This is a genomic window from Acinetobacter sp. YH12132, from assembly GCF_013418645.1.
In the GTDB taxonomy this organism is placed as follows: domain Bacteria; phylum Pseudomonadota; class Gammaproteobacteria; order Pseudomonadales; family Moraxellaceae; genus Acinetobacter; species Acinetobacter indicus.
The window spans coordinates 14,793-27,682 of sequence record NZ_VPBR01000017.1; the positions used below are offsets into that span (position 1 = coordinate 14,793).

Below are 12,890 nucleotides of genomic sequence, written 5' to 3' on the forward strand. Positions count from 1 at the left end.
ATGCACCCCATTAACTCATAATATTCTTTTTAATGCGCTGAATCGGATCGAAATAGACTTCAACTAATTTACGATATTTAAAGAATAAAACTACTTCTAATGAGTTATTAAGCGACATCATAATGCTTTGTAGATCAAGACCACGACCCACTTCGCTATTTTTAATCAGTGTAGCTACACGATCAAAACTAGCTAAAGCGTTATTTGCATGAACAGTAGTCATGCCACCTGAATGACCGGTATTAAGCGAGTTAAGAAATTCATAGGCTTCATTGCCACGAATCTCAGCCAACAAGATACGATCAGGAGAAAGACGCATACAGGCTTTTAAAGCATCTTGTGGAGGTAAACGCCCTTTACCCTCACCCATTAAAAGGTGCAAATGGTTAGGTTGATCAATCTGCAATTCATGCACATCTTCAATGGTAATAATGCGCTCAGATTCAGGAATATTTAAAACTAGAGAACGCATGAAAGTGGTTTTACCCGAACCGGTTGAACCGGCAATCAAAATATTTTTTTTAGTTAGAACAATCTGCTTTAAAAATTCTTCGATATTACCTTGTTCTTTTAGTTGTAAAAGCATTAAGTCAGATTCATCTAATTGATCTTTATACTGCTCATAATCACTAGAAGTCTTATATTTTGAAACGTCACGGTAATTATCAAAAGCACCTTGTTTCACCAAGTCATCTAGCGTATAGATTTTTTTACTATGCTTTCGCACGTTAAAAGAAATATAACCATCTACCACAGATGGAGCTAAAGTCGCTTGGCAACGCTCACCGTTTGGCAGAAGCAGGGATAAATTGGGAGATAATGGCAAACTATTATAAGTACATAATGCAGATATAATCTGCTCAATATCTCTTTTATTCAAATCAATATCATGCCTTTTCCACTCATAACCATATTTAACCCAAATCTCATTCGGCTTATTAATAGTTATTTCATCTACACCATCAATATATAAATAATCATATATTGGCTTCAAAACAACATTAACGGTTTTGGCTTTATCAATTGCCATATTCATAATCGCACCTTAAACATTATAAACCAAAATAATAATAGCATATATAATATCATAACAATCCCATTGATAACAATTTCAACCATAATCATTGATAACTATTGCTTAGGCTAATTATGCTTTGAATTGACCAACCGGATCAGATAGAAAAGCTCGGATAATTCGCCTTGCTCATTAACCGGGCTTTTCCCCTATGACACCACATAACGATATGGAGCAATATAAAAAAAGGCTAAAAAAAAATCCAATCAAAAACTAATCTGATTGGATATTAAAAATGCCATTGTCCTTATTCAAAACAATGGCAGGGTGCGAAATGTAATTACTTACATCATTTGTAGTTTAAGCCATAAACACTTGAGAAATCTACATCACGAGCAACAAAAATTGTGACTTTATCGCCCTGATGCTTAACAATTGATGGAGGAATGTTGCTTGTTTGCTCGATAATTTTACCGGCAACATCACCGGCACTATTACTACCACCACCACCAAGATCAATTACAGTTGTATCGTTACCATCATTACCTAGACCTTTATCAATCTCACGACCAATAGAAGCACCTACTGACTTGCCAACACCATCACTGACACCGGTTACAAGAGATACTAACAATGCACCGCCAAAGCGTTTAAAGAAGTGATTATTAACACGACCTGTTAAGCCACTTTCGCCCAATTCAGAAGATGCAGGAGAATCAATATTAATTGACACACCTTTTGGAGTTACAATGCGATCCCATACAACAAATACTCTTGATTGACCTGTCTTAACATCACCTTGATATTGTCCTGTTACACGACTTCCACGATCAATTAAAATAACTCGACCTGATGCAGAATAAATATTACGTGTGACTTCACAAGTCATCATACCGGCAAGCTGAGAGTGAAATTTAGTTGTCATAACGCAATCAATAAACGCACCTTTATCTAGCGTTAAATCACGATTACCCATTTTACCGGCTTTTGCACTAGCAAAACCCTTGACATTATCCAAACGAGATAATCCACCACCATTACCGGTATTAATTTGTTCATTTTCTTCTTGACCACTTGAGATCGGACGAATTGAACCGGCAACAGCACCACCAACATTGTTATTAAATTCAGAACCTAGCATACGTTCTAAACGCAATTCTGATGCAGATTTTGGTTTTTCCATTGGCATTGGTGCAGGAGCATAAGCCATTTGTTGATCCGGCATTGGCTGAGTTGGCATTGGTGCAGGAGCATACATACCGGCATCTTCGCCAATTGGTGTAATTTCCTGATTCATACCATTATTTGCATAATCAGCTATTAACGCATCTTGTTCAGCAATTTGCTGTTCAGTTAATTGCTTTTGTTGAAATTCCTCACCAAAATTACGACTACCGACTTGAGTTGGTTGAGCAGAACTATCATCTTCAATTTGTTCAGCTTGATCTTCACCTTTTACGTCCAAGCTCATATTAGTGGCATACCACACGCCCCAAGCGACCATGCCGACAGCTAATAGTGAGATAAATACCATTACCATGCTCATGCCTTGACCGAACTTTTTACGATTGCCGACAACAGAGCGACCATCATAATCAGCTACACTTTCTACACCAACATTATTCATGTTGGAATCATTAGATGAATATTTAGTTTTTTCAAATCGAGATAAATCAATATCTTTTTCTGAATCAACAATACTTAAATCGTCATCTAAATCATCATCTTGATTTTTTGGATTCTTATTCATAATCGCACCTATAATATATTATTTAATAACACGTTCAATTTCATCGGATACCGTACCACCATCCATGTCATTACCTTTTTGATTTAAGGCATCATTAACAACATCGAGAGCATACGCACCAATTCTTAAACGCCACTTTGGACTAATACCATGAACCATAACCACGTTATTTGTTTGACCAAACACAGTACGATTATAAAGTGATTCTTTATTATCTTTATCTAAAGCATAAATAGCCGGTAAATCAGTGTTATTGCCAAATTTGAAATAAGTAAATGTGCCATCATCCCAAATATTAATAGGTGCAACAACAGAACTTCCACGCATTTTATAAGCTAGATTAATGCGTTTACCATCAAAACGAGTTTTGAATGAAGCTAACTTTATTTCTGCTTCTTTTTGTCGATTACGTTCAGCAATTTCTTCCGGATAAGTGAATTTCACTTGGAAAGTATCTTTTTTGCTGTATTGCACATAAAAGTTATAAACCCTACGATCTGTGACAATCGCTAAATTTGTCGATCCATTAACAGCTTTTGGCTTAATAAAAATATGATTACCAACATTGGTAAATAACCAAGCGTCAGAATCACCAAAAGCATGTGTCTGATATGTTTCATCATTATTTAAAATAATGTGAGTAGCAACACCGGCTTTTGCATAGATTTTTACTACATCATTGGGATTGTAATTAATAGTCTGAATACGACTATCCACACCTCTTGAAGTAGGCACAGATTCAGCCATTAAACTAAAAGATGAAGCACCAAGTAATGATGCTAATAATAATTTCTTAATCATTGCACCACCTCAGAACCAATAGTATAAGTTTTAACTGTAAAACCTAATGGATTTAAAAGACGTTTATCATCTTTAATACCGGCACGATTGTATTCATAACCAACAGTAGCCACCCATGCTTCTAAGATCGGCTCTTGACCCGATTTATTGGTAATCGTTTCAAATCGAACCCTTGCAACACCGGTATCGTCAATAAGAACAGATTTTACATTGACTTGACGAGTACCAATTTCACCCAAAACTTCATGCCGAGCATTAACACCTTCATATTGTCGCTCGAATTGTTTTGCCACGTTTGGAGTTGTCATTGTCAAAGTACGATCATAAGTATATTGCACTGTATTGAACGTATAACCCTCAAAGGCACGTACAAATTCAGCAACCCAATAACGATCTACTGCTGTGCTTTGACTAATTGTTTGTTCTTTAACGGTAGATACAACGTCCACAGCACCGGTTGAATTATCAACACGCAAAATATAAGGCTCAGTCACAGTGACCGGATTAGTTAAATGCCAACTAACAGCACCAAGACCGATCAGGACACCAATTGCGCCCATATTCATACCTAATTTTGCTTTTTTCTTTAATTCCTGAATCAAATCAAGATAAAGCATATTTTGGTTTTGCTTAAATTTATCCCAATTTTCTTTTTGGACTTTTTCACCCAATTGAGAATCATCATTTTCGATGTATTCTTTTGGCTCTAAATCCGCATCTTTGTTCTTTTTTGAACCTTTATTAAGAAATCCCATAACCGCACCTATTTAAAATTAATCAGATTATTTAGACGACTGTTTAGCTTTTTCAGCTTTCTGTTTAGTTGGTTTAGATGGATACTTAACCAATTCATAACGAACCCCATCAAGTTCAGTTGGAACAGTTTTATTTACTTCAACTAACTCAGAAAAAAAACTAGGTTTTGATGGATTTTTTGGGTAGCTTTGGCATCCTGAAACCATCAAGGAAACGCCCAAAGCCATAACAAGTAAACTTTTGCTCATAATCGCACCTTACTTATATTTAGAAGTACTCATAATACCACTGAATTGATCAAAAAAAAACTGATAATATGAAAATTATCAGTTTTTTGTAACCTACATAACAACCTACATAATAAATAATATAATCCTATTTTTTATATAAGTTACCAAAATAGTTCGCTCCACTAGCACCACGATTAATCGCTGTTTGCTGTGATCTTGCGTTTGCCAAACCTTGACCAACACTAGATGCAACACCTTTTGCACCACCGGCAACACCTCTAGCAGTAGCACCAACACCACCGGCAACACCACCGGCAACACCACCGGCAACAGCACCGGCTTTACCCATAGCACCGCCCATTGATATAGCACCACCTGTCAATTGGAATGAAACCGTTGGAATCAGAAACATAACACCGCAAGTCAAAATACCTAGCATTAGCAATGAAGCTGTACCAGCAATATGGTTAGCATCTACTGCATCCGGATTTAGACCGGATAAAACAGATTCAAATATTGAACCAAAAATCCCAAAGCAACCACAGATAAAAATATTAATCAGAATTAAACCCAATAGAGTATTCATCCATGATCCGAATAAATGCTGTGTACGTTGCCAAACCAATGAAACAATAAATAATGCACCAACAGCTAATAATAGTGCCATTAAAATTTTGGATGCAAACAGCCAAAAACAAGCAATAATAATGCAGAAGATAACAGCAACTAAAACAAGAACACCATTGATATAAGGCATTATGTCAATATCAGTTAAACCTATTTGACCTAAAGCAAAAAATGCACTTGATTTTTCTATGGCTTCAGTCCACATAGTATCCAATACAGTAGCCATTGCATTGCCTGATGTAACATTTGGCATTGATCCGGCAACTAATGATGCTACTAAGTCATCCGGTAAACCTAGAACAGAATCAATAATATAATTCTGATAAACACCGGCAGTCAAAGCAATATTGACAATGATACCTACACGAAAAATATGCCACAGAATGTCAGACAAAGTATCATCTACTTCGCCTTTCATATATTTAATACCCACAAATAAAAAATACAAAACAAGTCCAATTCTAACAAGTGGACTTATTTCAGCAATTATTTGGGCAGAAAAACTACTTACAAACGAGTTAAGCGCATTATCCACGTTTTGTAATGTTGCTTCAAATAAGTTCATAATCGCACCTCAATACCAAAATAAATATTTTGGCTTTATTTTGAACCTATACTTTTTCTTTAGTATTCACATTACTAAAATCAAAGCTAGGCTTTTCATTGTTTGGATTATTACGCAACTGAATAATTTTTTTCTTAGCTAACATCGCATTTTTACAGTCGCCTTTTGAGAAAATATCCTCATGTTCAACAATTGTAGAAGCCTGAGCATTACAATCATCTACAACTTTATATGCAACTTTTGGATTAGCCACATAATAATCCACATCATATTTTGCTTTAGATTCAACCGCAGTCGAATCGCTATCATTATTACAACCAACAGCCGTAAAAGCAACCAAAACAAATAAAGAAGATAATAATTTAATACTCATAGCCATATCCTTGTTTATAATCCAATTAATAATGAAGTGGCATTACGAATAACACCACTTCATTAATCATTAATAAATTACTTTAAAATCCGGTTTTGCATTAGCCGGATTGTTTCGTTTTGCAGAAATATCACGCATTTGTTGCGCTCTCAGCTTATCTTGAGCTTCAACAGCATATTTAACTAATTGGATATTTTGTTGTTCCAATTGGATTAAACCCATTTCTGCATTGATACGGTTTTGTAGATCGGCAGATGCTTTAGTATCACCGGTAGCGTCAATCTGATTCATTAGACGTTGCAAGTTATTGATACGTGAATTAGAACGCTGAAACGCTTGATCAATAATAGCTTCATTTCGTAAATGAGCTTCACGCCCTGCTTCCTGAACAGCTTTTGAGCTTGAAAGTGAAGATGATCCGGTATTTTTGTATTTCTGACTTAAAGTTGTCATTTGACCCAATAACGACTTGGTATCGCCATTGCGGATTTTTTCATACGTTTGGAGTGTTTCAGCCGGTAAATATTTTGAACCGGCATTCATTAATTGGTTTAAGTTACGTGACCCAATTAAAGATTCATAAGTTGATTTTTGTGTCTGCAATTGGTTTTTCATGGTAGTAAGCTGATTAGCCATTTCAACCATTTGCTTCGTAAAATTTGCCATACGGGTAGCATTGGCAGTTGCATCAATAACCGGAACACCGGCATTCACATTAGTTACGATTAATGCAGATGCACTAACCATTGTTGCTAAAATAATCTTTTTCATAATTCACCTGAATAAGTTTTTTTTTGGATAAAGAAGCAGATTAAATATCTGCTTCATTTAATGTTTGCCAATAGATCGGCAACCACTCACGGCTATCAATCTTGACATTTTGCCAAGACATATTCCGGACTTTGTTCTTATCTTCCTCAGAAGATAATTCAGATTCTAAAATTTTCTGTATTTTTTCTTCTCCTATTTTTTGCTTAATTTTATCTACCAAACGTGCATTATCCGGAGTACCTGATAATACATTAATAATGTTGGTAAATGCCTCACCGCCTTTTAATTCAAGTTTAGCAACGGCAGTTTGTGTCGCTTGCTTAATGACAAATTGGCGAGAACTTTCAGGGATGGACTTAACCAAATCAAATTCAGCATGTGTGAGTTTTAGACCCTCAATATAATGTTCGGCAGTTGCCTTATCATTTTCAAGCAGAATTAAAGTTGCAAGCTGAGTAACCAATGTAGGCGCAAGTGGATGCGATAAAACATCGTTTGGTTCTTGAGTTAAGAAGAAACAAAAACCGTTCTTTTTACGAATCGTTTTTAATTCATCCTTAATCAATTTTTGGAAAACTTCCGCTTGAAGCATTGACCAAAATTCATCAAAGACATAAACAAAAGGCTGTCCGTTTAGCATTTCTCTTGAGCGATATAATAGATAAGACATAATCGGCTCACGAATTACATCATTTTCAATATATTCACCAACATCAAATCCATATACACGGCATGTAGATAGATCGAGAAGATCATTATCATTGTCAAACAGATAACCGTATTCAGCACCACGTATCCATTTTTGTAAGCGACTGCTCATAGTTGGACGTTCATTATCAGAATCGGTATGAATTACTGTGCGTAAACCTTGCGTGAAATAAGACAAGTTGCGATCTGATTTTTCATGTTTGAATAGCAAATCAATTGCCGTTGTGACCTCTTGATCATCATAATGATTCCAACCGATCCCATCCGATCCAACCAAAGATTTAATAAAGTCTTTAATAAATCCTTTATCTTCAACTTGAAGTGGATTCCAACCGGTAGATTGACCTTGTTTAACCGTGAAATAACGACCATTTACCGCCTGGACGTAAACGCTCATGCCCTGATCCTTATCAAAGATAAATTGACCGGCATTTTTAGCAACGTCATTTAGATGATTAATCGTTGCGCCAAGTAGAACGGTTTTACCTGCACCCGACTGACCAAAACAAGCAGTATTACCTAATGCTTTTTTACCAAGACTATTTTCGTGAATTGGTGTGCTATGGAAATTAAAATACATTGGTGAACCCGATGTGGTTTTAAGTGGCATAATTGCCGAACCCCAAGGATTATTCACCGGCTTGCCGGTAGCGTAGTTATGGAACGAGTTAAAGCATAAAAAGTTAAATGTTGTAATCGGACTTGGACGAGGAATATATTTTGTATTGCATGGCAACATGCTAAAAAATGCACCCTCAAGCGACATATCACAACGAGTTAAGACAAATTGCAGATCGGTTAAAATGTTGTATGCGCTATTTAGTCCGGCTTGTGCCTGTTTAATAGAATCGCCAAAAATTTGAAGCGAAAGATAATGATGACCCATTAAGAAACGACCTGAATCAAGATCATCTTGAGCTTCAATTAATTCTTCCATTTGACTAAATGCCATATCCTTAGCATCTTTAAGGAATTTTAATTGTTGCTTTAAAAACGCCTTAGAATCACGCTTAGAGATAAAAACAAAAGACTGACTAAGCATAAATTCAAAATCAGACTTCATTAAGGCATTCAAGTGTCCTGATCCGGTAGCTTCCGGATAATCTTTAACATCAAGCATTGCGAAAAATTGCTTGTCGCCATTACTTAAACGAATTTCACCAAACTCGCCTTGTGGAGAGAAAAGGATACGGTGATTACCGATGTAATCTGAGATACGATTATTGCGTACCGGAACACGGCTTTTATCTCTTGTCAGCAAGTAGTTTAAAAATTCAAGCTGAGAACAATAAACCACTTCTTTATCTTCATCACTTACAAACTCAACAGAGTTTTCTAAAGTGTATGTGCCTAGATACGTTGGCTGATATTTTTTAGCTTTCAACAGATCAAACATTAAAGAGCTAACATTTTCTAATTGTTCAATGTAGCTATTCTGCAATTCAATACGATCACGTTCTGACATTTTATTTACTTTGCCAATTTTAACGCCTTGTCCGACTTGTGGGCGAAAAATGAAAGTAATGTAAATTGTATTAGCAAGGAGATTATCTGCTTTAAATAATTGACTATAATTTTTGTCAAAATATTCACTGAAATAATTATTATATTGTTTTTCAGGAAATTCACTAATTTTGTGGCGATCTAAATGCGTCCAAATCGCAAAGTTTTCAGTCATACAGCCTTTTAATGCAGTATTTAGCTCATACACCCAACGAGCGACTGTTTCAGGAGATTCACCTAAAAAGGTACGACCAACCAATTTAAGTGTAGTTAAATATTCACCTGTTTTCGTAACAATAATATTATCACGAACATGGTGACTATAAGGGATACGTTCAGAGATTGAACGCTCAGAAACCGAAAGTTCTGCTTTTTTGAAAGTTGTCATAATCGCACCTATGGACTTATTATTTATCTAATTCTTTTAAAGAATTAGTTGATGGAGAATAGCTAGTAGCATTCCAAATTCTTTTTAAAGAAGATGGATAACGCATTTTGGTTTTAAACCAAACAGCAATTAAATTAAATTGCTTATCATCACGTTTAGTAATTTCACGCATAATCAGAATTGCGATTGGTACTAAAAGTAAAAAGAAAAAGCTGAAAGAAATAGCCAATAAAAGAATAAAACCGGCTACAAACACTAATGCACGAATTGGAACACCCATTAACATAGGAGGTCGAGTACACGCTTTAAACAGTGGAAAAACCATTTACCACCCCATTATCTTGAACATTAATAAATTTATTATATAAAAAAAGGGGATACATTACCCCCTTTTTTTAATAACACTTACGATATTATTACCAAAGCAGGGTAACTAATTCAGTTGCAGATGCAGTAATAACCACACCGGCACAGATTTTGAATAACTTGCGGTTATCAACCCACTCATTCATGTATGCAAGACCACAGAAAATAACGGTAATAATCGCACAGATACGGATAATCGGCTGAATCTGTGCCATGAAAGAGTTAGCACCGGCATTCGCTTTTGCAAGACCCGCCATTGCCAATTCAGGCATGGTTACAGCAAAAATTGCCAACAGGCAAGTGAAAGCAAATTTTGCATTAAGGAAGCTGTTTTTTTCAACTTGGAGCGTATTAGCTTTAGTCATATCTAAGCACCTATATAGTTTGGTTTAGTTTAGTTTAGTTTAAAAAGGCTTTTGTTTATAACTTAAAACGAGAAAGCATCTTTTTTAGGACTAGAGAAAGCATCTGATAAATTATTATTAATGCGATTATCTGATGCAACAACAGCCCTTTCAATCACAGGCTTATTGTTGCTCAATTCTGAATCAAAAGCAATACCATTTTTGATATTATTTTGATTATATTCACCGTTAATAGAATTGGCATAATTTGCCAATTCAGCACTATTGTTCGGTAATGGTTTTATAGCATTTTGATTATCACTTAAATTATAAGTTGCTTTATAAATTGAACCATTTTGACCAATATAACGATTATAATTGGCACTAACCTTGTTTACATAGTTATTATTAAATCCTTTCTTATGATTGCCGGTATTATAACAACTAAATGCACGTTGCATTTTAGTTCCTAGACCGGATTCACCGGAACGCTTATAGCAATCATATAAAATGAATTGCATAGCTTTAAGATTATTACATGGCTGTAAAACTTGCTCTATGGAAAGACCAAGCCACTTTAAATTTGAGCTATTAATTTGAGCCAATCCTAGATCAATATTGTGACCACTACTGATTAACTGTTTTGCTTTTAATACGGCTTCGGCATAGCTTTTTGGCTGTTTAATTTGTTTACCACCATAATTAACACCGATAGCATGTGGATTAAACCTACTTTCAGTTCTGATGATAGCTTGCGCTACCGGTACAGGTGTGTTTGAAGCACACGCTTGTATTAGATCAATCATTTTCGCACCTATATATTTTTTTTAAAAAGGACTAAAAATTCATTAGCCCTTTTTTATGGCTAACAAATTACAATTGATAATTATAAATTTGCTTTTGATGTTTTTCGTCTGCTGAGTATTCAGGAGGAATATTGATTTCTATGGTCGGACAGACATAGTAGCTATTGAAAATACGTCTAGCTTGAGTTTCACCATCTTTACACATGCCACCTCTACGCTGTGTTTCAGTGTATCGCTTAACAGTGATCATGGAATCAGTCAGATTTTTAGTAGTACCACTTTCACCAAGACCGATAGCACCGCTACTACTGCTACCACCACCGACAAGTGAACAATGCGGAAAGCCCTTTCCTTTCGCCATATCACGAATTACTTTTTTAATTGTTGGTTGGCATTCAGAAACGCCTTTACCACCGGCAAAACATAACAATGCTTTACAGCCAAAATCTGATGCAAAGGCTTGTGATGAAAGAGTTAAAGCTAAACAAGCACCGCTTGCCTTTAAAGCTAGTTTTAAAGAAGATTTTATAGTCATGCTATACCTCATTTTCTTCTATGGTTGAAATTGAAAGTTTTTGAGAGTGATAAATCAAGCTCAGTGACTTTCTGTTTTTACACGCATCCAATGCGTATGTGAGCGCAGTTTCTAACGTCTTGAAAATTCTGACGTTGCCCCTCGCTGTCGTTGCTTCAAATACACGCTTATCAGCGCACAGTATCAATTCTAACGTCCAACCGGAAGTTTTGCCCTTGTCCGATGCAATCTGACGAATAACAACGTCATACTGTGTCGTTTGATCAAGTAGCTTGATTTCTTGTAAGTTCATTGTTGAGCATCCGGTATCAAGGTGATGCTTCAATTTTGAATCAATAAACGACTTGTTAAGATCAAATGAAGAATTTATTTTTCATTTCCCCCTTTTGTTTGACATTTTCTGATTTTGTTTAAGTGAGCATATAAAAGTCTGCATACTTAGGCAAGATACAAAGTGAATTATTTTGTAATCAAAAGAGTGATGTATTAAGAAAATCTGCATTATTATTTTTGTTTAATGTATAACAATTTATTATCTTTATTAATAAAAAGTTATACCATATTTAGATAGATCACTAGCTTCAATTTAACTCATGGACAAAAATTGATAAGTGGTTAAACAAAAAAGCAAAAAAAAAATTTAATTAAATCACTAAGCCTAGCAAGGCTTAGTGTTTAAAGTAGATGCAATTTGATTCAGAAAAGTTATCAACAAAGATGCACGAACTTAAAAACATTAAAATTACAATTATTGCTTTTGCTTGTTTAATATTAATATTGCGCTAGATTTCTCCTTTAAAATCAATGTCAAAATTACGTTTGTATGGCAGATTAGTAAGAAACCTATGGCAGATTAGTAAGAAAGGTATGGCAGATTAGTAAGAAAGGTATGGCAGATTAGTAAGAAAGGTATGGCAGATTAGTAAGAAACCTATGGCAGATTAGTAAGAAGAAACTTCAAAAAAAAGCCTAAAAATAGTGACTTATCCACAGGTAAGTGAAAAAAATAGGCGATTTAATTCAGCAGGAATAAAATTAGACATTTTGAGCATAAAAAAAACAGTATGATCATAATTATTATAAATTTTGGATGCCTTAAACGATTGAATTATAAAAAAAGTTTATAAGTAATCAAGGCTTCAAAACATTGTTTACCAATTGGCATAAAATTACACTTTTTTTATTATATGACTACAATTTCTTTGCTCATTTTTTAGTCGGAAAAGTTTTTTTTATTTATAGGTATGGCAAAATTAGTAAGAAGAATATTCTTTAAAAACATATATTTATAATCATAAAGATATAGAGTTGTAGCACTAATCGAGGTGTGGCAGTTTTTTTAAAACTTGCCA

14 protein-coding genes are annotated in these 12,890 nt (G+C 35.0%); all 14 read right to left on the reverse strand.

Features of this window, described 5'->3' with window-relative positions; all coding sequences use genetic code 11:
- Nucleotides 1–10 precede the first annotated feature (10 nt).
- A complete protein-coding gene (virB11, locus tag FTU67_RS12555) occupies nucleotides 11–1,036 on the reverse strand; it encodes a P-type DNA transfer ATPase VirB11 (RefSeq protein ID WP_180061820.1) in 1,026 nt (341 codons plus the stop codon).
- Between the two features lie 328 nt (nucleotides 1,037–1,364).
- The gene (gene virB10, locus FTU67_RS12560; protein ID WP_180061821.1) at nucleotides 1,365–2,765 is read right to left on the reverse strand and encodes a type IV secretion system protein VirB10; all 1,401 of its coding nucleotides are present in this window, start codon (nucleotides 2,763–2,765) and stop codon (nucleotides 1,365–1,367) included.
- Nucleotides 2,766–2,783: 18 nt separating this feature from the next.
- Complete coding sequence (virB9, locus tag FTU67_RS12565; protein WP_180061822.1) at nucleotides 2,784–3,566, reverse strand: P-type conjugative transfer protein VirB9; 783 nt, start codon at nucleotides 3,564–3,566, stop codon at nucleotides 2,784–2,786.
- Nucleotides 3,563–4,321, reverse strand: a complete 759-nt coding sequence (locus tag FTU67_RS12570) for a virB8 family protein (protein WP_180061823.1) — start codon at nucleotides 4,319–4,321, stop codon at nucleotides 3,563–3,565. Before FTU67_RS12570 ends, virB9 begins: the two co-directional genes overlap by 4 nt.
- 27 nt (nucleotides 4,322–4,348) lie before the next feature.
- On the reverse strand, nucleotides 4,349–4,570 hold the full coding sequence (locus FTU67_RS12575; protein ID WP_180061824.1) for a hypothetical protein: 222 nt from the start codon (nucleotides 4,568–4,570) through the stop codon (nucleotides 4,349–4,351).
- Between the two features lie 127 nt (nucleotides 4,571–4,697).
- The gene (locus FTU67_RS12580) at nucleotides 4,698–5,744 is read right to left on the reverse strand and encodes a type IV secretion system protein (protein WP_180061825.1); all 1,047 of its coding nucleotides are present in this window, start codon (nucleotides 5,742–5,744) and stop codon (nucleotides 4,698–4,700) included.
- Nucleotides 5,745–5,790: 46 nt separating this feature from the next.
- Complete coding sequence (locus tag FTU67_RS12585; protein WP_180061826.1) at nucleotides 5,791–6,117, reverse strand: hypothetical protein; 327 nt, start codon at nucleotides 6,115–6,117, stop codon at nucleotides 5,791–5,793.
- Between the two features lie 69 nt (nucleotides 6,118–6,186).
- A complete protein-coding gene (locus FTU67_RS12590) occupies nucleotides 6,187–6,888 on the reverse strand; it encodes a type IV secretion system protein (RefSeq protein WP_180061827.1) in 702 nt (233 codons plus the stop codon).
- Nucleotides 6,889–6,928: 40 nt separating this feature from the next.
- Complete coding sequence (locus FTU67_RS12595) at nucleotides 6,929–9,487, reverse strand: VirB4 family type IV secretion/conjugal transfer ATPase (RefSeq protein ID WP_180061828.1); 2,559 nt, start codon at nucleotides 9,485–9,487, stop codon at nucleotides 6,929–6,931.
- Between the two features lie 19 nt (nucleotides 9,488–9,506).
- Nucleotides 9,507–9,812: a type IV secretion system protein VirB3 gene (locus tag FTU67_RS12600; protein ID WP_180061829.1), complete on the reverse strand. Its 306-nt coding sequence runs from the start codon at nucleotides 9,810–9,812 to the stop codon at nucleotides 9,507–9,509.
- 91 nt (nucleotides 9,813–9,903) lie between these two features.
- On the reverse strand, nucleotides 9,904–10,218 hold the full coding sequence (locus FTU67_RS12605) for a TrbC/VirB2 family protein (protein WP_180061830.1): 315 nt from the start codon (nucleotides 10,216–10,218) through the stop codon (nucleotides 9,904–9,906).
- A 62-nt stretch (nucleotides 10,219–10,280) separates the two neighbouring features.
- The gene (locus FTU67_RS12610) at nucleotides 10,281–11,003 is read right to left on the reverse strand and encodes a lytic transglycosylase domain-containing protein (RefSeq protein ID WP_180061831.1); all 723 of its coding nucleotides are present in this window, start codon (nucleotides 11,001–11,003) and stop codon (nucleotides 10,281–10,283) included.
- A 67-nt stretch (nucleotides 11,004–11,070) separates the two neighbouring features.
- Entirely contained in the window at nucleotides 11,071–11,538 is a 468-nt protein-coding gene (locus FTU67_RS12615) for a hypothetical protein (protein ID WP_180061832.1), read from the reverse strand.
- 1 nt (nucleotide 11,539) lies between these two features.
- Nucleotides 11,540–11,830, reverse strand: coding sequence for a hypothetical protein (locus FTU67_RS12620; RefSeq protein WP_180061833.1), 291 nt, complete (start codon nucleotides 11,828–11,830; stop codon nucleotides 11,540–11,542).
- Between the last annotated feature and the right edge of the window lie 1,060 nt (nucleotides 11,831–12,890).